This window comes from Streptomyces rectiverticillatus (assembly GCF_013394065.1).
GTDB lineage: Bacteria > Actinomycetota > Actinomycetes > Streptomycetales > Streptomycetaceae > Streptomyces > Streptomyces rectiverticillatus.
In genome coordinates this window covers 1810483-1831898 of sequence record NZ_CP040752.1, presented here as the reverse complement: position 1 = coordinate 1831898, position 21416 = coordinate 1810483, and the positions used below count along the sequence as shown (strand labels likewise).

General features: G+C 73.6%; 23 protein-coding genes and 1 riboswitch. Of the genes, 12 read left to right on the top strand and 11 right to left on the bottom strand.

The genetic code is table 11. The features are described from left to right. Positions 1 to 2 precede the first annotated feature (2 nt). The 4 genes from FGW37_RS07745 to FGW37_RS07730 all read right to left on the bottom strand — a co-directional run bounded on the left by FGW37_RS07745 (position 3) and on the right by FGW37_RS07730 (position 4501). Positions 3 to 1574: a cobyric acid synthase gene (locus FGW37_RS07745; RefSeq protein WP_179084568.1), complete on the bottom strand. Its 1572-nt coding sequence runs from the start codon at positions 1572 to 1574 to the stop codon at positions 3 to 5. A gap of 29 nt (positions 1575 to 1603) precedes the next feature. Next, entirely contained in the window at positions 1604 to 2569 is a 966-nt protein-coding gene (locus tag FGW37_RS07740; protein WP_179080383.1) for a cobalamin biosynthesis protein, read from the bottom strand. A 128-nt stretch (positions 2570 to 2697) separates the two neighbouring features. Beyond that, a riboswitch (cobalamin riboswitch) is annotated at positions 2698 to 2817 on the bottom strand. Positions 2818 to 3005: 188 nt separating this feature from the next. Then, on the bottom strand, positions 3006 to 3236 hold the full coding sequence (locus FGW37_RS07735; RefSeq protein ID WP_179080382.1) for a hypothetical protein: 231 nt from the start codon (positions 3234 to 3236) through the stop codon (positions 3006 to 3008). A gap of 26 nt (positions 3237 to 3262) precedes the next feature. After that, entirely contained in the window at positions 3263 to 4501 is a 1239-nt protein-coding gene (locus FGW37_RS07730) for an inorganic phosphate transporter (RefSeq protein ID WP_179080381.1), read from the bottom strand. 162 nt (positions 4502 to 4663) lie between these two features. On the opposite strand from FGW37_RS07730, the gene FGW37_RS07725 reads away from it, so the two are divergent. The 3 genes from FGW37_RS07725 (at position 4664) to FGW37_RS07715 (ending at position 8192) form a co-directional block, all read left to right on the top strand. Beyond that, positions 4664 to 5314 (top strand): class II aldolase/adducin family protein, encoded by a 651-nt coding sequence (locus tag FGW37_RS07725; RefSeq protein WP_179080380.1) that lies wholly within the window; start codon positions 4664 to 4666, stop codon positions 5312 to 5314. A 226-nt stretch (positions 5315 to 5540) separates the two neighbouring features. After that, the gene (locus tag FGW37_RS07720) at positions 5541 to 6668 is read left to right on the top strand and encodes an alpha/beta hydrolase (protein ID WP_179080379.1); all 1128 of its coding nucleotides are present in this window, start codon (positions 5541 to 5543) and stop codon (positions 6666 to 6668) included. A gap of 111 nt (positions 6669 to 6779) precedes the next feature. Further along, the gene (locus tag FGW37_RS07715) at positions 6780 to 8192 is read left to right on the top strand and encodes a hypothetical protein (RefSeq protein ID WP_179080378.1); all 1413 of its coding nucleotides are present in this window, start codon (positions 6780 to 6782) and stop codon (positions 8190 to 8192) included. 64 nt (positions 8193 to 8256) lie between these two features. On the opposite strand, the gene FGW37_RS07710 is transcribed toward FGW37_RS07715, so the two are convergent. Both FGW37_RS07710 and ypfJ read right to left on the bottom strand, forming a co-directional pair. Continuing rightward, positions 8257 to 8658, bottom strand: coding sequence for a VOC family protein (locus FGW37_RS07710; protein ID WP_179080377.1), 402 nt, complete (start codon positions 8656 to 8658; stop codon positions 8257 to 8259). Positions 8659 to 8675: 17 nt separating this feature from the next. Beyond that, positions 8676 to 9563 (bottom strand): KPN_02809 family neutral zinc metallopeptidase, encoded by an 888-nt coding sequence (gene ypfJ, locus FGW37_RS07705; protein ID WP_179080376.1) that lies wholly within the window; start codon positions 9561 to 9563, stop codon positions 8676 to 8678. Between the two features lie 142 nt (positions 9564 to 9705). Here ypfJ and FGW37_RS07700 point away from each other — a divergent pair, with 142 nt between their 5' ends. The 4 genes from FGW37_RS07700 to FGW37_RS07685 all read left to right on the top strand — a co-directional run bounded on the left by FGW37_RS07700 (position 9706) and on the right by FGW37_RS07685 (position 13679). After that, on the top strand, positions 9706 to 10374 hold the full coding sequence (locus FGW37_RS07700; protein ID WP_179080375.1) for a PQQ-binding-like beta-propeller repeat protein: 669 nt from the start codon (positions 9706 to 9708) through the stop codon (positions 10372 to 10374). Between the two features lie 205 nt (positions 10375 to 10579). Further along, complete coding sequence (locus FGW37_RS07695) at positions 10580 to 12178, top strand: ABC-F family ATP-binding cassette domain-containing protein (protein WP_058044985.1); 1599 nt, start codon at positions 10580 to 10582, stop codon at positions 12176 to 12178. 369 nt (positions 12179 to 12547) lie between these two features. Beyond that, positions 12548 to 12769 carry a helix-turn-helix domain-containing protein gene (locus tag FGW37_RS07690; protein ID WP_030366669.1) on the top strand — a complete coding sequence of 74 codons (222 nt, stop codon included), beginning with the start codon at positions 12548 to 12550 and terminating at the stop codon, positions 12767 to 12769. A gap of 118 nt (positions 12770 to 12887) precedes the next feature. Then, the gene (locus FGW37_RS07685) at positions 12888 to 13679 is read left to right on the top strand and encodes an enoyl-CoA hydratase/isomerase family protein (protein WP_179080374.1); all 792 of its coding nucleotides are present in this window, start codon (positions 12888 to 12890) and stop codon (positions 13677 to 13679) included. Positions 13680 to 13749: 70 nt separating this feature from the next. On the opposite strand, the gene FGW37_RS07680 is transcribed toward FGW37_RS07685, so the two are convergent. From FGW37_RS07680 to FGW37_RS07670, 3 genes are read right to left on the bottom strand one after another with little or no spacing between them, the layout of a single operon-like run. Continuing rightward, positions 13750 to 14523, bottom strand: a complete 774-nt coding sequence (locus FGW37_RS07680; RefSeq protein WP_179080373.1) for a hypothetical protein — start codon at positions 14521 to 14523, stop codon at positions 13750 to 13752. A 57-nt stretch (positions 14524 to 14580) separates the two neighbouring features. After that, complete coding sequence (locus tag FGW37_RS07675) at positions 14581 to 15396, bottom strand: hypothetical protein (RefSeq protein WP_179080372.1); 816 nt, start codon at positions 15394 to 15396, stop codon at positions 14581 to 14583. A gap of 46 nt (positions 15397 to 15442) precedes the next feature. Then, positions 15443 to 16159, bottom strand: a complete 717-nt coding sequence (locus FGW37_RS07670; protein WP_179080371.1) for a nucleopolyhedrovirus P10 family protein — start codon at positions 16157 to 16159, stop codon at positions 15443 to 15445. Positions 16160 to 16384: 225 nt separating this feature from the next. On the opposite strand from FGW37_RS07670, the gene FGW37_RS07665 reads away from it, so the two are divergent. From FGW37_RS07665 to amaP, 5 genes are all read left to right on the top strand, one after another. Continuing rightward, positions 16385 to 16813: an Asp23/Gls24 family envelope stress response protein gene (locus FGW37_RS07665; RefSeq protein ID WP_179080370.1), complete on the top strand. Its 429-nt coding sequence runs from the start codon at positions 16385 to 16387 to the stop codon at positions 16811 to 16813. 10 nt (positions 16814 to 16823) lie between these two features. Then, complete coding sequence (locus FGW37_RS07660) at positions 16824 to 17015, top strand: hypothetical protein (protein ID WP_179080369.1); 192 nt, start codon at positions 16824 to 16826, stop codon at positions 17013 to 17015. Positions 17016 to 17087: 72 nt separating this feature from the next. Beyond that, positions 17088 to 17426 carry an Asp23/Gls24 family envelope stress response protein gene (locus tag FGW37_RS07655; protein ID WP_246430736.1) on the top strand — a complete coding sequence of 113 codons (339 nt, stop codon included), beginning with the start codon at positions 17088 to 17090 and terminating at the stop codon, positions 17424 to 17426. Between the two features lie 29 nt (positions 17427 to 17455). Continuing rightward, the gene (locus FGW37_RS07650; protein ID WP_246430735.1) at positions 17456 to 18043 is read left to right on the top strand and encodes a DUF6286 domain-containing protein; all 588 of its coding nucleotides are present in this window, start codon (positions 17456 to 17458) and stop codon (positions 18041 to 18043) included. Between the two features lie 4 nt (positions 18044 to 18047). Beyond that, positions 18048 to 18653, top strand: coding sequence for an alkaline shock response membrane anchor protein AmaP (amaP, locus tag FGW37_RS07645; protein WP_179080366.1), 606 nt, complete (start codon positions 18048 to 18050; stop codon positions 18651 to 18653). A 198-nt stretch (positions 18654 to 18851) separates the two neighbouring features. On the opposite strand, the gene FGW37_RS07640 is transcribed toward amaP, so the two are convergent. After that, complete coding sequence (locus FGW37_RS07640) at positions 18852 to 19607, bottom strand: SDR family oxidoreductase (RefSeq protein ID WP_179080365.1); 756 nt, start codon at positions 19605 to 19607, stop codon at positions 18852 to 18854. Between the two features lie 5 nt (positions 19608 to 19612). Further along, positions 19613 to 21400, bottom strand: coding sequence for a glycoside hydrolase family 15 protein (locus FGW37_RS07635; protein WP_179080364.1), 1788 nt, complete (start codon positions 21398 to 21400; stop codon positions 19613 to 19615). Between the last annotated feature and the right edge of the window lie 16 nt (positions 21401 to 21416).

The following is a 21416-nucleotide window of genomic DNA, read 5'->3' as shown; positions in this document are numbered from 1 at the left end:
CGTCAACGGGTACCCCCTGTGTTGTCGTTCCGCGCGAGCGGAGCCGGTGCGCCCGGCGGTATGAACGGGACCCCCGGGGGAACCCCGTCCTCGATCAGCCGCAGCAGCGCATCCGTGTCCGCGTGTTCCTCGATCAGATCGCCCAGCCGGTCCAGCTGTTCCTCGCGCAGCGCCGCGAAGCTCGTGTCCGGCGCCGGGACGAACGCCCGGCCCGCGGCCTCCGCGACGCGCCGCAGGAACGCCCGCCGGAAGCCGTCGCTCTCCAGCGAGCCGTGCCAGTGCGTGCCCCACACGGCACCCACGCGGCAGCCGTCCAGGCTGTTTCCTTGGTCATCGGAGATGAACGCCTCGTCCCCGCCGCGGACGTCGGCCACACCGTGGTGGATCTCGTAGCCCTCGACGGGCTCGCCCAGGGCCGTGCCCACGGGCCGGGCCAGGGTCTTCTCCACGGCGAAGCGGATGCGCACGGGCAGCAGGCCCAGGCCCTCGACGGTCCCCGCCCGGGACTCCACCTCGTCCTCGATGCGCTCGCCCAGCAGCTGGAAGCCGCCGCAGATGCCGAGGACGGGGCGGCCCTCGGCGGCGCGCCGGGCCAGCGCGTCCGCGAGACCGCGCTCGCGCAGCCAGTTCAGGGCCCGCACGGTGCCGCGGGTGCCCGGCACCACGACCAGGTCCGCGTCGGCGAGCTCCTCGGGGCGGTCCACGAAGCGGACGACCACGCCCGGCTCGGCCGCCAGCGCGTCCACGTCCGTGAAGTTGGACATCAGCGGCACCGCACACACCGCGACCCGCAGCACGTCCGCCCCGTGCGGCGGGGCCACCACCGACTCCCGCACGGCGCCGCGCAGCGAGACGCGCAGGCCGTCCTCCTCGTCGATGCCGAGGCCGTGCGCGAACGGCAGGACGCCGAACGTCCGCCGGCCCGTCAGCTCGTAGAGCATGTCCAGGCCGGGCTCCAGCAGCGTCACGTCGCCCCGGAACTTGTTGACGACGTAACCCGCTATCAGCTCCTGGTCCTCGGGCGAGAGCAGGGCGGTCGTGCCGAAGAACGACGCGAAGACGCCGCCGCGGTCGATGTCGCCGACCACGACCACGGGCAGCCGGGCCGCCCGGGCGATGCCCATGTTGACGATGTCGCTGCGCCGCAGGTTGATCTCGGCCGGGCTGCCGGCGCCCTCGCAGATCACCGCGTCGTGCGTGCGCCGCAACTCCTCCAGGCACTCCGTCACCGTGCCGAACAGCTGCTCCTGACGGCCCGCGTGATAGCCGCGCGCACTGAGCTCGCCCACCGGCTTGCCCATCAGCACGACCTGGCTGCTGCGGTCGCCGCCCGGCTTGAGCAGCACAGGGTTCATGAGGGCGCTGGGCTCCACGCGGGCCGCGGCCGCCTGCATGGCCTGGGCCCGGCCTATCTCCGCGCCCTCACGCGTCACGAACGAGTTGAGCGACATGTTCTGCGCCTTGAACGGCGCGACCTTGACGCCCTTGCGGGACAGCCAGCGGCAGATGCCGGCCGTCACCACGCTCTTGCCCGCGTCCGAGGTGGTGCCGGCCACCAGCAGGCCCCCGCCCAGCGGGCCCGCGGGCCCGCTCCTGTCAGCCGTCACCGGCTCCTCCTCCGTGCGTACCGTGCGAAGCTTCCGACAGAGAGCCTGCCCACCACGGCCGTTCCCAGGGCCAGCAGGGAGATCCGGTGCGAGAGGCGTACGGCGCGCTCGATGTCGTCCGTGGCCACCGGGCGGTTCTCCGCCCCCAGCACGGGACGGTGCTCGACGCGGCCCGCGTACGCGAGGGTGCCGCCCAGGCGCACACCGAGGGCGCCCGCGAACGCGGCCTCCACGGGGCCCGCGTTGGGGCTGGGGTGGCGGGACGCGTCCCGCCGGGCCACCCGCCAGGCGCCGCGCGGATCCGGGCCCGCGAGGACGGCGAGGGCCGCGGTGAGACGGGCGCCGGGCCAGCCGGCGACGTCGTCGAGACGGGCCGAGGCCCAGCCGAAGCGGCGGTAGCGGGGGGACTTGTGGCCCACCATCGCGTCCAGCGTGTTCACCGCCCGGAAGCCCACCAGCCCCGGCACGCCCCCCAGGGCGCCCCACACCAGCGCGCCGACGACGGCGTCGGAGGTGTTCTCGGCGACGGACTCCACGACGGCGCGCGCGATCTGCTGCCCGTCCAGGGCCTGCGGGTCGCGCCCGCACAGGTGCGGCAGGCGCTCGCGGGCGACGTCCACGTCGCCGGCGGCGAGCGCGCCGCCGATGGCGCGGGCCTCGCGGCCCAGGGAGGTGCCCCCGAGCACGGCCCAGGTGGCCGCGGCGGTCAGGGCGACGCCGGCGGGGCGGGAAGAGCGCGCGGCGCGCGCCAGCAGCGCGGCACCGGCGGCGGCGCCGCCCGCGCACAGCAGGGCGTGCACGGCGCCGTGGCCGCGGTGGTCGCGCCACAGGCGCTGCTCGACGGCCTGGGCGGCGCGGCCGAACGCGGCCACGGGGTGGCCGCGGCGGGGGTCGCCCAGGACGCGGTCACCGAGGAAGCCGAGGGCGGCGCCGCACGCGAAACCGATCGGATCGGCACGCATCGGCTCAGACCGCCGTCACGCCTCGGCGGGGGGAGGGGAGTGTGCGGGGCGTTCGGTGGCGGGCGCCGGGCATGACGATGTGTCCTCACTCAGGGTCCGCGCCCTGGCTCGACGTGACCGGCGACCAGAGTCTCCTGGCTCCCGGATCCGCGCCGCCCCGGCCTTCCGGCTCGCCGCCGTGGCATCGCGTGGGGGAGACGCTCCCCGGTGACAGTGGCGGGACCGCGCCGGATTCACACCGGCTTCCTCTGCTGTCGCCGTTTGGCTCCGGAAGTCCACCATGTGCCGCGGGCGCCGTCAACTCACCTCTGACCTGGCCCGACCTGCCGTCCCCGGCTACGCCGAGCGGCCCGGGGCTGCCTGCGGCCCCCGGGAGGGAAACGCAGCGGCCGGGGCCCCCGGTGGGGAGCCCCGGCCGTCGAAGCGGGTCCGGCGGTCAGGCCACGATCAGGTAGATGCCGTACCCCACGGCCGCGGCGCACAGTGCGAAGCAGGCGTACGCGCCGGTGCGCGCCACCACGCCCGGGCCGGCCGCCGGGGCGGTGGCGGTGGGCCCGGCCTTGCGGGACGTGCCCACGATGCCGAGGGTGAAGACGGCCACGAGGCCGAGGGTGGCCACGAGGCTGACGCCGAAGACCTGGCCGAGTGCTGCCCAGTCGATGTTCATGGTGGTTCTCCTCCGTTGCCCGGCGGTCAGCCGGCCGTCGCGGGGGCGGGGGTGGCGGCGGCCGGGGCGGCGGTGGGGCCGGCCGGCGGCGGCGACACGGCCTGGAGGGCCGCGGTGACCACGCCGACGGGCTCCGCCGGGGCCGGGACGACGCCCTGCGGCTCGTTGAGGTCGTTGACGTTGTCGTGCGTGACCGGCTTGCGGCGCGAGGCCACCCAGATCGCGCCGCAGGCGACCAGCGCGAGGACGGCGACCGCGGTCACGCCCCAGTCGCCCTGGTCCGCCAGGAGCGCGGCGCCGGCGCCGACGAGGCCGGCGGCCGGGAGGGTCAGGCCCCAGGCGGCGATCATGCGGCCGGCGGTGGACCAGCGCACCACGCCGCCCTTGCGGCCCATGCCCGCGCCCATGACGGCGCCGGAGCAGACCTGGGTCGTGGAGAGCGCGAAGCCGATGTGGGAGGAGGCCAGGATGGTGACGGCGGCGCCGGTCTGGGCGGCGAAGCCCTGCGGCGGCTGGATGTCGGCCAGGCCCTTGCCGAGGGTGCGGATGATGCGCCAGCCGCCGAGGTAGGTGCCGAGCGCGATGGCGATGCCGGCGGAGGCGATGACCCACATCGGCGGGTCGGCGTCCACGCCCAGGGCGCCGCCGGAGATCAGCGCGAGGGTGATGACGCCCATGGTCTTCTGGGCGTCGTTGGTGCCGTGGGCGAGGGAGACCAGGGCGGCCGAGGCGATCTGCCCGGCGCGGTAGCCCTTGGCGCTGGCCTCGGGGTCGGCGTTGCGCGCCAGGCGGTAGGTCATGCGGGTGGCCAGCACGGTCGCCAGGCCGGCCACGACCGGGGCGACGACGGCGGGGATGAGGACCTTCATGACGACGGCGTCACCGTGGACGGCGCCGGTGCCCACCGAGGCGATGGTCGCGCCGATCAGGCCGCCGAACAGCGCGTGCGAGGAACTGGAGGGCAGGCCCGCGAGCCAGGTGAGCAGGTTCCAGACGATCGCGCCGACCAGTCCGGCGAAGATGATCTCCGGCCGGATTCCTGATTCGTCGACGATGCCCTTGGAGATCGTCGCCGCGACCTCCACGGACAGGAAGGCGCCTACGAGATTGAGCACGGCCGACATGGCCACCGCGACCTTGGGCTTGAGCGCCCCGGTGGAGATGGTGGTGGCCATGGCGTTGGCCGTGTCGTGGAAGCCGTTCGTAAAGTCGAACACCAAGGCCGTGACGATCACGATCCCGATGAGAAGCGTGATGTGTTCCATTCACCCAGGCAATCAGCTCGATGGTCAGTACAGCGTGGACCGTAAAGACCCTGGGTGAACGGAAGGTGAACTGGGTCGGACTGATCAGTGACGCGAGCCGGAGGCGGGGGACGGATGGACGGGTGGACGGACGGATGGAGGGACGGACGGATGGAGGGACGGATGAAAGAGAGCGAACAGATCCGCCGGGCATGGGCCGACGTCGTGGCCACGGCCCGGCGCACCACGGCCGACGGCCTCGTGGTGGGCACCTCGGGCAACGTCTCCGCACGGGTCGGGGAGGCCGTCGTCGTCACCCCGAGCGGCATCCCCTACGACCGGCTGACCCCGCGCGACCTGGTCGCCGTCGACCTGGAGGGCCGCCCGCTCCTGGGCGATCTGGCCCCCACCAGCGAGCTTCCCCTGCACCTCGCGGTCTACCGCGCCACCGGCGCCGTCGCGATCGTGCACACCCACGCCGTGCACGCCACGGCCGTCTCCACCCTCGTCGACGAGCTGCCGCTGATCCACTACATGGCCGGAGCCCTCGGCGGTCCGGTCCGCGTCGCCCCTTACGCCCTCTACGGCAGCGACGAGCTGGCCGCGCACGCTCTGGAGGCCCTCACCGGCCGCACCGGCTGCCTCCTGCGCAACCACGGAACCCTCACGTACGGCGCGAGCCTCGACCAGGCGTACGACCGCACCGCCCAGCTGGAGTGGATGTGCCGGGTCTGGCTCACCGCATCCTCGGTACCCGGCCGCGCGCCCACCCTCCTCACTCCGGCCCAGACCGAACAAGCCAGGGAAAAACTCCGCGACTACGGCCGCCCGTAGGCCACCCTAGGGCCACCTGTGACCTCCGCCACCCCACTGCGACGGAGTCCGGCGGTGCCGTGCCGGCGGCTGGTCCGGCACCGCCGGTAGGGCGCGTGGCGGTTGCGCGCCGCGGCGGCGGCAGAAGTTTCCGGCTCGGCCCGTGCGGCGGGACGCCCGCCGCCCCGCCGCCGCCAGGCGTCTCGCCCACTGGCCGGTGCCGGGCCGGCCGCCCACACTGGAGAGCATGGGCATACGGACCACGGCGGCCGTGGCCGCCGTCACGGCTTTCGGTGCCGGTGCGGCCGCCCTGGCGGCCGGACGGTACGCCTCCGACGCCGCCCTGCGGGCTTCCCCCGGCGGGCCGCCGCCCGACCAGCCGCGGCTCGCCGTCCACGCCGTCGACGGCGACTTCATCACCCTCACCCGCCACCAGGCCTCGCTGCGCCCGGGCACCTACGGGCTGACCGGAAGCGGCCTGCACGCCGTCGTCGGCTCCGTCGTCCAGGACGCGCCGCACGCCGCCGACGCCGTGGTGCGCCGCCTGGAGCGCGTCACGCGCGGCGTGCCCGAGCCCGGCGACCGGGTGTGGATGACCCCGCAGCTGCACGCCGGGAACCCCCGCGACGCCCTCGGCCTCGACCACGCCGACGTCGTCGTCCCCGGCGAGCTCGGACCGCTGCCCGCCTGGTTCCTGCCCGCCGCCCGCGACACCTGGGTGATCACCGTGCACGGCCTGGGCGCCACCCGGGAGCACCCCATGGTCGTCATGCCGCTCCTGCACCGCCTGCGCCTGCCGGTCCTCGACCTCGCTTACCGGGGCGATTCCGGAGCCCCCCGGCCACCGGACGGAATCAGCCGTTTCGGGCTGGCCGAATGGCATGATCTCGCCGCTGCCGTCCGCTATGCCCTGGCCCAGGGCGCCCGCCGCATCGTCCTCCACGGCTGGTCCACCGGCGCCACCATGGCGCTGCTCGCCGCCACCGACCCCGCCCTGCGCCCGCACATCAGTGGCCTGGTCATGGATTCGCCCGTGCTCGACTGGCCGGCGGCCCTGCACTCCCTGGCCGCGGCCCGCGGCGTGCCCGCCCCGCTGCTCCCGCTCGCCCTGCACGCCGCCCGCGGCCGGACCGGAATGGCCCCCGACGGGCTCGCCCGGGTCCGGGACCCGGCCCGGCTGACCCTGCCCGTCCTCCTCGCCCACGGCCCCGACGACACCGTCGCGCCGTGGCACACGTCACGCGAACTCGCGGCCGCCCGCCCCGATCTGATCGTCCTGCACACCGTCCGCCGGGCCCCGCACGCCGCGATGTGGAATGCCGCCCCGGGGCGCTACGAGGAGGCCCTGCGGAGGTTCCTCATCCCCTTGATGTGACGTCCTCAGGGCCTCCAAGCAGCCCTGATCCAGCGGCAGGAAGTGAATGGTGGACTGCTGGACAATTGATTCCGATTGGGTTTTCGGAGCGGCAGCGGCAAGACTGCTCTTGTGACGTCCCGTACTCCGCGCGACTCCCGGCTCAGACTTGTCCCCCGACAGCCGATCGCCGCTGCCCGCCGGGCCGTGGCGAACCGAGGCTCCCGCCCGGCGCCCCGCCCGCCCGCCGGCACACCGGCACCGGCGGAGCTGGCCCGGCAGGCCAGAAACTGCCTCACCGGCGCGGTCCGAGTGGCCCGCTGGGCGGCCGACGAGCGCGGCCGCGGCGCCACCTTGCGCCCCGGCACCGCCGGAGGGCTCTCCGCGGAGACGGCCGAGCGGGCCGCCGCAGCCTTGGGCCTGACGCCCCACCAGGCGCGTACCGACTGGGATCACGCCCGCCTCGCCGGGCTCGTCGAGCTCCACGGCGGCACCGCCCGCCCCGGCTGGCGCCTGCAGGCGTGGGACCGCGACGACGGCGCCGTCCTGCGCGGCTGGGTCGCCCTCTTCGACGCCTGGTCCCTCGCCCACCCCGCACCCGCGGGCAGCGACGCGACGGTCGCCGCCGAGGTCGTCGAGGCCGCGCCGCAGCTGCTGTCCGTCATGCACCTGTCGGCCGGGCCCGTCGCCGTGCCGATGCTCCTCGACCTGCTCCAGCAGCGCGTCGCCGAGATCCGCGCCGAGCGCTGTGAAGTGCCCTACGGCGGCCGGCCGGTGCCCCCGGCCCGGTCCGCGCCCACCGACGAGGACCCCCTGGAGGAGTTGCTGGCCTGGGCGCTCGAAGGGCTCGCCTCCGTGGGCGCCCTGGTCGTGCCCGGCGGCACCGGGCCGGGGGCCGAAGCCGTGCTGACGCCGCTCGGCAACTGGGCGGTGTGGGTCAAGCTGGAGCAGATCTGCGTCGCTGCCCAGAGCCCCGCGGGCAACATCGAGCTGTCCGCCGAGGCCATGCTGCGCGGCTGCGCCGACCTCACCCCGGGCCCGGCCCGCGCCGAGTACCGCGCCTGGCTGGCCGCCCGCCCCGCCGGCAGCGCCCTCAGCGAGCTCCTCGACGCCGCCCGCGGCGACGACGCCCTCGTGCGGGGCCTGGCCTTCGAGGCCCTGCGCGCGGTCGGCGCGGCCGCGGAACCGGCCGTGCGGGCCGTGGCCGGCGAGCCGTGCCTGCGGCCCTACGCCCTGCTGTGGCTCGCCGAGCACGAGGGCCGCGACCCGGAGCAGGCCGCCGAGGTGCTCACCCGCGAGGAGGCCACCTGGCTGTGGGTGGACACCGCCGCGGCCGTCGCCGACCACGGGGAGAGCCGGCTGCTGGTGCGCCACCTCGACTCGGCGGTCCAGGGCACGGTGCCGGGCCTGCTGGAGGAGGTGCGGGCGGTGGGGCACCCGCGCACGGTGCAGGTGCTGGTCGCCCTCGCGGCGGCGCACCCGGACCCGGCCTTGGCCAAGGCTGTCCGGAAAGCCGCCTTCCAGGTCCACACGGGCGGAGCCTAGGCGCCCGGGCGGAGCCCGGCCCGGCAGGCCGCGCCGGGCTCCGCCCCCGCAGGCCGCGCCGGGCTCACCCGGCCGGGACGTACGTCCCGAAGCTCCACACGTTCCCCTCCAGGTCCCGCGCCATGTAGTCCCGCGAGCCGTACTCCTGGTCCGTCGGCGGCATCAGGATCTCCACGCCGCTCTTGTCGGCCTGCCGGAAGTGCGCGTCGGTGTCCTCGACCACGACGTAGACGCCCACCGGACCGCTCTCGCGCATGGCCTCGGCGAACACCCCCACCCGTCCCTTCGAACCGATCATCACCCTGCCGTTGCCGTAGGCGAGTTCGGCGTGCAGGACCGTGCCGTCCTCGCTCTCGTACAGGGCGGCCTGAGCGAAGCCGAACGCCTTGGTGAGCTGTGCGATCGCCGCCTTCGCGTCGCGGTAGAGCAGCGTGGGATAGATGCTCGGCGTGTGCGTGCCTGTCATCTGAGGTCACTCCTCGGTCAGCGGAAGGTGTTGCACCGGGCCATGTCCCCCGTGCTGTACCCCGTGTTGAACCACTGCTGCCGCTGCGCGGCCGAGCCGTGCGTCCAGCTCTCGGGGGTCACCCGGCCCTGGAACTTCTCCTGGATGCGGTCGTCGCCGACGGCCGCGGCCGCCGACAGGCCGTCGTCGATGTCCGCCTTGGTCAGCCGTTCGATCAGCGGACGTCCGGTGGACTTCTCGGGTGTGGTCGTCGCGTGCCGGGCCCAGACCCCCGCGTAGCAGTCGGCCTGCAGCTCGACCCTGACGGCGTTGCTCCCGGCGCCCGTGCCGCCGTCCCGGGAGCGGCCGAGGGTGCCCATCAGGTTCTGGACGTGGTGCCCGTACTCGTGCGCGACGACGTAGGCCTCGGCGAACGGGCCGCCGCTCGCCCCGAACTTCGTCCGCAGCTCGTTGAAGAACCCGAGGTCGAGGTAGACCTTCCGGTCGCCGGGGCAGTAGAAGGGCCCGACGGCCGAGGACGCGGCTCCGCAGGCCGTACGGACCTGGCCGGTGAAGAGGACCGTCGACGCCGGTGTGTAGGCGGCCGAGCGGCGGGCGAACTCCTGGCTCCAGAAGGACTGGGCGCTGTTGACCACGGCGACGATGCGGCAGTCCTCGCGGGTGTTGGCGTCGTGGCCCGTCCTGCAGTCCCGGGCGACCTGGGCTTCGCTGCTCGCGGTGCCGCCCGGCGCCGGTTCGGAGGTGAGCCCGAGCTCCTGCGGGCCGATGCCGAAGAACAGCCCGAGCACCAGCGCGACCAGCCCGATGATGCCGCCGCCGATGGTCATCCCGCCGCCCGGGATCCGGCTGCCGCGCTCGTCCTGGACCTGGGAGGTGTCCAGCCCCGCGTCGTCGTCGAACTGCATGCGCCCACCGCCTTCCCATCCCTGAGTATCGGCGAATCACCCTATTTATGGCTATTGAGGAAATGCCCGGCCCGGCGTGTCGGCGGGACCGTCCGGCGGTGCCCCGGATATCCAGGACAAACGGTACGGAAGGAGTGCCCCCATGGCGACGGCGGACACGGTGCACGGCGGCCGCGGCACCCCCTTCGCGGCCTCCCTCGCGCTGCTCCTCACCACCCTGCTCCTGGCCCTCCTGATGGCCGCCGCGGCCCGCCACGTCCAGCACGCACCCTTCGGCGACCGGCTCACCCTGCACGCCGCCGCCCGCCCGGCCCACTCCGGCGCCGCCCGCGCGCCCCGGCTGCGCATCGTGCGGGGCGGCCTGGAGGCGTACGACCCGGGCACGGGCGCGCGCCGCTGGACGTACGCCCGTGACGGGCACCACCCGCTCCAGGCCCGCCCCGCCCGCGGCGCGGCCGTCGCCCTCTGGGACGACGGCCTCGTCACCGGCACCGCCCTGCACCACGGCGCCCTCTCCGTCTGGCACCGCGGCGCCCCCGGCTGGCCCGGTGCCCCGGCCGCCCGGCACGCCCTCCAGCTGCTCGGCCCGCAGCCGGGCGCCGTGGCCGTCGTCACCCCGCGGCTGGTCACCGCCTACGCACTCGGTGACGGCGGCCTCCGGTGGCACCGCGAAGCGGGGCCCGGCTGCGCCTTCGACCCGTCCCGCACGGCCCGCCGCACCGACGTCCTCCTGATCGCACGCCACTGCGCCCCCGGAACGCCGTGGACGTCCCGGATCGCGGCCTTCTCCGCGGACCGCCCCTTCGCCTGACCTCGCGCGGCGCCCGCTCCGCGGACCCGCAAGCGCCCCGGAAAGCGAGTTGCGCTTCCCCGTTAGACTGATGGGTATGGCATTCCTCCTCGTGCATTAGACGGCGCCGGCCGCCCGTCGCCCGCGCGCCCGCAAGGGCCCGCCCGCGCGCTGCCGAGTTCACCCCCGTCCCCACCGCCGTCCACCACGCCCTGGAGTAATCCCCGTGATCACCGCCTCCGGCATCGAGCTGCGCGCCGGCGCTCGCATCCTCATCGAGAACGCCTCCTTCCGTATCGCCAAGGGCGACCGCATCGGCCTCGTGGGCCGCAACGGCGCGGGCAAGACCACCCTCACCAAGTGCCTGGCCGGCGAGGGCATGCCCGCGGGCGGCACGATCAGCCGTTCCGGCGAGGTCGGCTACCTCCCGCAGGACCCGCGTACCGGCGACCTCGACGTGCTCGCCCGCGACCGCATCCTCTCCGCCCGCGGCCTGGACTCCGTCCTGCGCAAGATGCGCGAGAACGAGGACCGCATGGCCAACGGCAAGGGCGCCACCCGCGACAACGCGATGAAGAAGTACGCCCGCCTGGAGACCGAGTTCCTCACCAAGGGCGGCTACGCCGCCGAGGCGGAGGCCGCCACCATCGCGGCCGCCCTCGGCCTGCCCGACCGCATCCTCGGCCAGCCCCTGCACACCCTCTCCGGCGGTCAGCGCCGCCGCGTCGAGCTGGCCCGGATCCTCTTCTCCGACGCCGACGTCCTGCTGCTGGACGAGCCCACCAACCACCTCGACGCCGACTCCATCGCCTGGCTGCGCGACTACCTCAAGACGTACCGCGGCGGCTTCATCGTGATCTCCCACGACGTCGACCTCGTCGAGACCGTCGTCAACAAGGTCTTCTACCTCGACGCGAACCGTTCGCAGATCGACGTCTACAACATGGGCTGGAAGCTCTACCAGCAGCAGCGCGAGGCCGACGAGAAGCGCCGCAAGCGCGAGCGCCAGAACGCCGAGAAGAAGGCCGCCGCCCTCAACTCGCAGGCCGACAAGATGCGCGCCAAGGCCACCAAGACCGTCGCCGCGCAGAACATGGCCAAGCGCGCCGAGCGGCTGCTCAAGGGCCTGGACGAGGTCCGCGTCTCCGACAAGGTCGCCAAGCTCCGCTTCCCGGAGCCCGCCCCGTGCGGCAAGACCCCGCTCACCGCCGAGGGCCTGTCGAAGTCCTACGGCTCGCTGGAGATCTTCACCGACGTCGACCTGGCCATCGACAAGGGCTCGCGCGTGGTCATCCTCGGCCTGAACGGCGCGGGCAAGACCACGCTGCTGCGGCTGCTCGCCGGCGCCGAGAAGCCCGACACCGGCCAGGTCACCCCCGGCCACGGCCTCAAGCTCGGCTACTACGCGCAGGAGCACGAGACGCTCGACCCGGACCGCACGGTCCTGGAGAACATGCGCTCCTCCGCGCCCGACCTCGACCTGGTCGAGGTCCGCAAGACGCTGGGCTCCTTCCTGTTCTCCGGCGACGACGTCGACAAGCCCGCGGGCGTGCTGTCCGGCGGCGAGAAGACCCGGCTGGCCCTGGCCACCCTGGTCGTCTCCTCCGCCAACGTGCTGCTGCTCGACGAGCCCACCAACAACCTCGACCCGGCCAGCCGCGAGGAGATCCTCGGCGCGCTGCGCACGTACAAGGGCGCGGTGGTGCTGGTGACCCACGACGAGGGCGCCGTCGACGCGCTCGAGCCGGAGCGCATCATCCTGCTGCCGGACGGCGTCGAGGACCTCTGGGGCCCGGACTACGCGGACCTGGTCGCCCTCGCCTGACCCCCCGCCCCGTACCGGGCGTGATCGGTGCCGTCCCGATCATTCGGCCGACGGGTGATCCTTCATCTGAGTGAGAGCGGCTCGTACCCCGCTGCCACCTGCTGCCCCGGCGCACGACCAGTGTCATGCGCCGGGGCGTTCGCACCACCGGGCGGGAGTGCCCCGTCTGACCTGCCCCTTCGCTACGCCACCCGTACGGCCGTACGAGCGCGCCCGTTCGGAATTGCCTGTTCCAAGGCCCGCCGACGCCGGATTTCAGGGCCGCCGGGGCCCGCGGACTTCTCATGGACCTTGTCGAATGGGTGGCCAGGAGGCCGTATAGGGGTGATCATGAGAGTCAAGAGGCGCATCTCCCATGAGGAGGCACGGGTGGCCGAGACTCTGAAGAAGGGCAGCCGGGTGACCGGCGCCGCGCGCGAGAAGCTCGCGGCAGACCTGAAGAAGAAGTACGACTCCGGTGCGAGCATCAGGGCGCTGGCCGAAGAGACCGGCCGCTCCTACGGCTTCGTTCATCGGATGCTCAGTGAATCCGGCGTGATCCTCCGGGGTCGCGGCGGAGCGACGCGCGGCAAGAAGGCCGCCTCGGCCTGACGCCCCGCGCACCCCAGGGCAACCGACAGTGTGGACAGTGCCACCCGGTCGGTCGAGCAGTCGACCGGGTGGTTACTGTGCAGTCACCTACTGTGCAGTAGTCCGATCGGAGGCCCTGATGACTACCCCCAAGACTCTGCTCGACCAGGACGGCGTACGGCTCACCGTGGATGACGCGGTGGCCACCGTCACCCTCACCAACCCCGCCAAGCGCAATGCCCAGTCGCCCACACTCTGGCGGGCGCTGGCCGAAGCCGGGCGGCTGCTCCCGGGCAGCGTGCGGATCGTCGTGCTGCGCGGGGAGGGCAAGTCCTTCTCGGCCGGTCTCGACCGGCAGGCCTTCACTCCCGAGGGCTTCGAGGGCGAGCCCTCGTTCCTCGACCTGGCCCGCGGCCCCGAAGAGGCGCTCGACGCCGAGATCTCCGCGTACCAGTCCGCTTTCACCTGGTGGCGGCGGAACGACATCGTCTCCATCGCCGCCGTCCAGGGCCATGCGATAGGCGCCGGCTTCCAGCTCGCCCTCGCCTGCGACCTGCGGGTCTGCGCCGAGGACGTGCAGTTCGCCATGCGCGAGCCCAGCCTGGGCCTGGTGCCCGACCTGGGCGGCACCCAGCCGCTGGTCGCCCTCGTCGGCTACGCCCGCGCGCTCGAGATCTGCGCCACCGGGCGCTTCGTGCACGCCGAGGAGGCCGAGCGCACGGGCCTCGCCAACCTGGTCGTGCCCGCCGGAGAGCTCGACGCCGCGGTCCAGGACCTCGCCGCGGCCGTCCTCGCCGCACCGCGGGACGCCGTCGTCGAGACCAAGGTGCTGCTGCGCGGCGCGGCCGGACGGACGTACGACGACCAGCGCGCCGCCGAGCGCGCCGCCCAGGGGCGGCGCCTGCGGGACCTGGCGGGGCTGGGGGAGTAGGCGGAGTAGGCCCCCTTTCCGTGTCGCAGCCTTCTGTGCCGCAGCTTTCCGTGTCGCAGCTTTCCGCGTCTCAGCCGCGGACGCGGACGCCGTAGCGGGTGCGCAGCACGTGCAGCTCCCAGTACGACACGGCGGTGACGGAGAAGGGGCCGCCGAGGAAAGCGGCGATCTGCACGCCGACCGGCCCGTTCGGCAGGCCGTCACCGAGCTGGACGATGTTCAGCACCCACACCAGGACGGCCGTGAGGACGGCCGGCAGCGCGGCGTGCACATCGGCCGTGTTGAAGGCGTAACGGGCGGCGGAGCCCGAGGAGAAGACGAGGAACGCCGCCGCCCAGACCAGGAACGGCAAGCCCACGATGAGGATGATGAGCGAGATGATCGCCTGGAGGGCCAGGATCCCCTGTGAGACCTTGAGCAGCAGGGCCAGGACCGCGAATCCGGCGATCGCGCCGAGCGGTATGCCCAGGTACCAGCCGATGGCCCTGAGCGGGTAGCGCAGCCGTGAGCGCAGCACCGGGCGGTGCTGCGGCGGCACGTACCAGATGAAGCCGGCGATGACGAGCGGGCCGACGAGCAGCAGGACCAGTGGTGCCACGAACAGCTTGGTGAGCCCGTCCTCGAACACCGCGCTCCAGCCGCCGTCGACGCCGTAGACGGATATCAGCCCGAACGTGGTGAGGGCTCCGACGACGGCCCGGACCTTCTGGACGCGGCCTATGACCGGGTCGGTGGTGCGGCCGGGGCCGGCGGTGGCGAAGATGCTGTTGGCGTGGCGGCGGGCGTGGCGTACGCCTCCCAGCCAGGTGCTGCCGCCGAATGCCATCAGCTGTCTCAGCGCCATGAGTCTTTCTCCCCCTGTGATGCGCGTGACGATTTTCCGCGGAAGCTTATCCGGGGCTTATCCCGCGGGGTGACCGGTGTGGTGGCCGCGGACGCGGACGCCGTAGCGGGTACGCAGGAAGTACAGCTCCCAGGCGGAGACGGCGGTGACGGAGAGGGGGCCGCCGAGGAGGGCAGCGATCTTGATGGGGAGGGGCCCGTTGGGAAGGCCGTCGCCCATGGATATGAGGTTGAGCCCCCAGACGCAGATGGCCGTGAAGATTGCAGGCAGCATGGGGTGCACGAGCCCGGTGTTGAAGGCGTGTCGCGCAACTGCGCCGGAAGCGAAGAACACGAAGGTGACCAGCCACAGGAGTACTACGAACAGGACGATCCTCAGGACGATGCCGAGCAGCAGGCCCTTGTAGCCGTAGCCGGCGATCGAGTGGTAGATGTCCTGCACATCCCGTAGCGCTATGAAGCAGCCGTAGGTCGCCACGGCACCCATGACGTAAAGGACAACGGCCTTCAGCGGATAGCCCAGGCGGGAGCGGAGCAGGGGGCGATTCTCCTTCGGCGCGTACCAGATGAAGCCCACCAGCACGAGGGGACCTACCGCCAGCAGGACCACCGGCGCGAGGAAGAGCTTGCTGATCCCGTCCTTGAGAGCAGCGCTCCAGCCGCCGTCCACGCCGTACGTCCAGAGCATGAAGAACGTCGCCACTGTGCCGATGACTGCCCGGAGCACCTGGACGGCCGTGATGGCGTCGTCCTCTATGCGCGCCGCGTCGGGGCTGGTGACGGCGCGGCGAGCCAGTGTGTGGGCGCTGGCCAGGAAGACCACCACACACCCGCCGTTGTCCTCCGCCTGCCCGGCCTGCCGACCGTCTGCCATGAGGTCCCTTCCCCCGGGACCTGCTGCCGCCGCCCCGCCCACTTGATCAGATAGGCGGGGATTCTATCGTTGTGACCATGACAGACACCGTGGACGGTGGCGCTACGACCTGCGCCGACGCCCCGGTCACCGCCGTGCGGACGTCTCGCGCCACATCCAGTGCGCGGCGCTCCGCGGTCACGGCGATGTCCGTCTGGACGTGATCGCCCTGGACGTGATCGCCGCCCCGGGTCCGCAGCGTCGCGCGGGAGACGCCCCGGACGGAGAGGGCCGCCCGGGTCAGGGGGTCCCGGCCCTGGCCGGCCGGGGGCGGAGGCTGGGGTGGCGGCGGTGCGGTGGCGGTGTCGTCCCGCCCGTCCCGGGATGGCCTGTCGTCCAGTAGTTCCGTCAGCCTGAGGTCGATCGCCTCCACGCGCAGGCCGATCCGCTCCGCCGCGGCCCGCCCCAGCACCGCCCGCAGCCGGGCCGCCGTCTCCGGGAACGGGACGTCCGCCGTCGTCGCGCACTCCGCCTCGATGCGCAGGGGCCCCGGCGGGAGCGCGCTCGGGGGCGGCGGCACCGCCGGTGGGGAGGCCGCCTTCGTGAGGGCGATGCGGACCGCGTTCAGACGTACCGCCGGGAGCGCGGCGTGCGTCGCACGGCGCAGTACGCCCACGGCCGCCGACTCCGTGATCCAGGCGCCGTCCGCCGCGCCGCCCAGGGGGAGCAGCCTGCCGAGTGCGAGCTGCCGCCGTACGGTCTGTGCCCACTGGTCCGCGGCCATCGTGGTCACCCCTCAGCCCTGTGGGGCAGGCCCTCGCCGCCCCCTCGCCTTCAGCCTGCCCCACCCGGCGCGTTCCGGACGGAGGGCTCACTCGGACAGCGGTTCGCTCCGGTCGTTTCCCCCGGATCCCCCGAGCGGTACGGGTGTAGCGCACCTAAGGTGGCAAACGGAGCCCGTCAGCGTCAGCCATGACGTTTCCTTTCACGGGAAAGAGGCGAATGGACGATGAGCGAGACCGTTAGCGGCAAGGAGACCGTTCCGACCGCCCCGGCCGACCGTGGCCGCACCACCATCGCCGACGGGGTCGTGGAGAAGATCGCCGGGCTCGCGGCGCGGGACGTCGTCGGCGTCCATGCGATGGGCAGCGGCCTCTCCCGCACTTTCGGAGCCGTCCGCGACCGGGTGCCCGGGGGGAGCAGGTCCGTCGCCCGCGGGGTGAAGGCCGAGGTCGGCGAGGTCCAGACGGCCCTCGACCTGGAGATCGTCGTGGATTACGGAGTGGCCATCGCGGATGTCGCCCGTTCCGTCCGGGAAAACGTCATCGCGGCGGTGGAGCGTATGACCGGCCTCGAAGTCGTCGAGGTCAACATCGCCGTCAGCGACGTGAAGCTGCCCGACGAGGAAGAGGAAGAGCCGGAGCCGAGGCTCCAGTAGGGAGCGCACGATGAGCATGGCCGTCGTCGGCATGATCGCCGGCATGGCGCTCGGGTTCGCCGGGTACTTCGGCGGGTTCGGGGCCTTTCTGCTTGTGGCTGCCCTGGGCGCGGTCGGGTTCGTGGTGGGCCGCTTCCTGGACGGGGACCTGGATCCGGGGGAGTTCTTCCGTCCCCGGGACCGGGAGGGGCGGCGGCGGTGACGTACGGGGCCGCCGCGCCGGGCGTGATGAGTGTGAGGCGTGTGACGGGTGCGAGGGGGGTGGCGGTCGGTGGTGGAGGCCGCTGAGCGTGGTGCGACCCGGATCGCCGATCGTGTTGTCGCGAAGATCGCTTCGCAGGCGGCCCGGGAGGCGTTGAGCGGTGCTCCGGCAGGTGCGGGTGCCTCGCCGCCGTACGCCACGGTCACCGTGCACGACGACATCGCGCGGGTCCGTGTCGCCGTCGAGCTGGCCTATCCCTCGGACATCGGGGCGCAGTGCGGTGCCGTGCGGCGGCGGATCGCCGAGCGGGTGCGGGCTCTCGCAGGGATGGAGGTGCCGGAGGTCACGGTCGGCGTGGAGCGGCTGCACTCCGTGCACACGGTGTCGGCGGGGCGGGAGCGGGTGCGGTGAGCGCGGGCAAGGAAGCGGGCAAGGAAGCGGTGCGTGGGGATGAGGGTGCGAGCGGGGGCGCGGGTGCGGTCCGGGCGCCCGCGCGGCGGTTCTGGTCCGTGCGGCGGGTGCCCGCGCTCCTGGTGGCGGCGGTGGTGCTGGGGGCGGCCGGTGTCCTCCTGTACGACGTGGCGGCCGTCCGCGCGCACCGGCCCGCCATGGCGTGGCGGCGCAGGCTCGCGCACGAGCTGGCCACGCGGCCCCTGGAGGACGGGTGGATCATCGCCGGTGCCTGCGTGGCCGTGGTGGCCGGGGTGTGGCTCGTCGTGCTCGCCCTCACGCCCGGGCTGCGGTCCGTCCTGCCGATGCGGCGCGACCGCGCGGACCTCAGGGCCGGCATCGACCGGCGGGCCGCGGCGCTGGTGCTGCGGGACCGGGCCATGGAGGTGGCGGGGGTGCAGTCCGTACGGGTCGGTGTCGGCCGGCGCCGGGTGAGGGTGCGGGCGCAGTCCCACTTCCGGGACCTGGACGACGTACGTGCGGATGTGGATGCGGTGATCGCCGAGGGGGTGCGGAAGTTGGGGCTTGCGCATGAGCCCGGGGTTTCGGTGCGGGTGAACCGGCCGGTGAAGCGGTGAGGATGTGGGGGCCGTGCTGAAGGCCGTCAACCGGGTGCTGATGGGAGTCGCCGGGCTGGTCCTGGCCGGGGGCGGCGTGGCGGTCCTCGTCGGGTCGCTCGACCTGCAGCGGCGGTGGGGGCTGTCCCTGCCGTCGGCCTGGCCGTTCGACGGGCCGCGGGACGTGCTGCTGAGCCGGGCCGCGCAGGTGAAGTGGCGCGGCGAGGGGTGGTGGTGGCCGGCGGTCATCGCCGCGCTCGCCGTGGTGGTCCTGCTGGCGTTGTGGTGGTTGCTGGCACAGGTCAGGCGGCGGCGCCTGAGGGAACTGGTCGTGGACAGCGGGGACGGGGAGGAGGCGGTTCTGCGGGGGCGGGCGCTGGAGGAGGCGGTCTGCGCGGAGGCCGAGGCGCTGGAGGGGGTGGAGCGGGCGCTCGTCGCGCTGCTCGGGCGGCGGACGGCGCCGGAGGCGCGGGTGGGGCTGACGCTGGCGCCGCACGCGTCGCCGGCGGTGGCGCTGGCGCGGCTGGACGGGGAGGCGCTGGAGCATGCGCGGGTGTCGGCGGGGGTGGGGCGATTGCCGGTGGAGGTACGGCTTCGGGCCGTGCGGCACGGGGCTGAGCGGGTCGGCTGAGTGGGGGGTGCGGGGCCGGGGCCTCCGGGGCAGGGGTCCGGGACCGTATATTTACGGGCCCGTGCCCGGCGCCGCCTTGGTGCTCCGTTCCTCGTCGGGCCCGCAAATACACGTCAGCGTCCCGGACCCCTGCCCCTGCGGCCCCGGCCCCTCCCGTCTCCTGCACTCGATCCCCCGGCCCCTCTGCTCTTCATGCCGTCAGAAGCCGTGGCGCGCGCCGCCGTCCACCGGGAGCATGACGCCGGTGAGATAGGACGCCGCGGGCGAGAGCAGGAAGGCTGCCGTCTTGCCGAATTCGGTCGGGTCGCCGTAGCGGCCCAGAGGGATCTGTGTGATTTTCCGGCGCCTTGCTCGCTCCGGGTCGTCTGAGAAGGCGTCCAGCTCTTTCGTCCGGTCGGTGTCCATGCGGCCCGGCAGCAGGCCTACGACGCGGATGCCTTTCGGCCCCAGTTCCCGGGAGAGGGATTTCGCGAAGCCTGCCAGGCCCGGGCGCAGGGCGTTGGAGATCGTCAGGCCCGGGATCGGTTCGTGGACCGATGCCGAGAGGACGAATGCGATGACCCCGCCCGGGGCCAGGGCCGCTGCCGTCGTACGGGCCAGGCGGATCGCCCCTAGGAAGATCGTGTCCACCGCTCTGTGCCACTGGTCGTCGGTGACGTCCGCCGTGGTTCCCGCCGGCGGTCCGCCCACGCTGATGAGGATGCCGTCGAAGCGGCCGAAGCGGTCGCGGGCCGCGGCGATCACCCGGTCCGGCGTGGCCGGGTCGGCGTTGTCCGCCGCCACGCCGACGGCCTCCGGGCCCAGGGCTGCAGCGGCCTTGCGTACGGATTCTTCCGTGCGGCCGGTTACCACTACCTTTGCGCCGTCGGCGACGAGTTCTTGTGCCGTCGCGTAGCCCAGGCCTCTGGTTGCGCCGGTGAGGACGTACGCGTGGTCTTTCAGTCCCAGGTCCATGCCCCTCAGTCTTGCGGAGCGAAGAGCGCCAAGGCGGTGTTGACCAGGCCGATGTGGCTGAAAGCCTGGGGGTAGTTGCCGAGATGCCGCCCGGCGTCGGGGTCGTACTCCTCGGCCAGGAGACCGACGTCGTTGCGGAGGGAGAGGAGGCGCTCGAAGAGGTCGTGCGCCTCCTTGGTGCGGCCCGTCATGTGCAGGGCTTCGGCCAGCCAGAAGGAACACGCCAGGAACGCACCCTCGTTGCCGGGGACGCCGTCCATGGGCTTTCCGTCGGAGCTGTAGCGGCGGACGAGGCCGCCGTGGTCCAGCTCGCGGCGGATCGCGTCGACCGTGCCGGTCACGCGGGGGTCCTCAGGTGGGAGGAAGCCGACACGGGGGATGAGGAGCGTGGCGGCGTCGAGCTCTTCGGAGCCGTAGGACTGGGTGAAGGTGCCGCGCTCGGCGTCGAAGCCCCGCTCGCAGACCTCGCGGTGGACCTCGTCGCGCATGGCGCGCCAGCCGTCCAGGTCGCCGGACAGCTCGGGGTCGGCTTCGAGGGCGCGGACGGCGCGGTCGGCGGCCACCCAGGCCATGACCTTGGAGTGGACGAAGTGACGGCGGGGGCTGCGGATCTCCCAGATGCCCTCGTCGGGCTCGCGCCAGTGCTCCTCGATGTACGCCATCAGGGAGCGCTGGAGCTTCCACTCGTGGGGCTTGGCCGGCAGGCCCCAGCGGCGGGCCAGGTGGAGGGAGTCCATGACCTCGCCGTAGACGTCGAGCTGGAGCTGCTTGACGGCGCGGTTGCCGAGGCGGACGGGGGCGGAGCCCTCGTAGCCGCGGAGCCAGGGGAGTTCGGTCTCGGGGAGCCGGCGCTCGCCGGCGAGGCCGTACATCACCTGCAGGTCGGCGGGGTCGCCGGCGGCGGCGCGCAGGAGCCAGGAGCGCCAGGCGGCCGCCTCGTCGGCGTAGCCGGCGGAGAGCAGGGCGCCGAGGGTGAGGGTGGAGTCGCGCAGCCAGCAGTAGCGGTAGTCCCAGTTGCGGACGCCGCCGATCTCCTCGGGGAGGGAGGTGGTCGCGGCGGCGGCGATGCCTCCGGTGGGGGCGTAGGTGAGCGCTTTGAGGGTGATCAGGGAGCGGACGACGGCTTCGCGGTGGGGGCCGCGGTAGGAGCAGCGGCCCGCCCACTCGCGCCAGTCCTCCAGGCTGTGGCGCAAGGACTCGTGGGGGTCGACGAGGGCGGGGCGCGGCTGGTGGGAGGGGTGCCAGGTGAGGACGAAGGAGACCGTCTCACCGGCGGAGACGGTGAACTCGGAGCGGGTGCTGAAGTCGCGGCCGTAGGTCTTGACGGGGGGCTCGCTGCGCAGCCAGGCGGAGTCGGGCCCGGCGACGGCGACGCGGTGGCCGTCGGTGCGCCGTATCCACGGCACGATGCTGCCGTAGTCGAAGCGCAGGCGCAGGACGCCGAGCATCTCGACGCTGCCGGAGACGCCCTCGACGATGCGGACGACGTCGGGGGCGCGGTCGCGCTGGGGCATGAAGTCGGTGACCTTGGCGGTGCCGGACGGTGTTTCCCAGACGGTTTCGAGGACGGGGGAGTCCTCGAGGTAGGTGCGCCGCGTGCAGGGGGTGCCGGGGTCGGTGCCGGCGGGGGCCAGTCTCCAGTGGCCGTTTTCCTCGTCGCCCAGGAGGGCGGCGAAGCAGGCGGCCGAGTCGAAGCGGGGCAGGCAGAGCCAGTCGACCGAGCCGTCGCGGCCGACCAGGGCGGCGGTCTGCAGGTCGCCGATGAGCGCGTAGTCCTCGATGCGTGCTGCCACGGACTGCGTCTTCCCC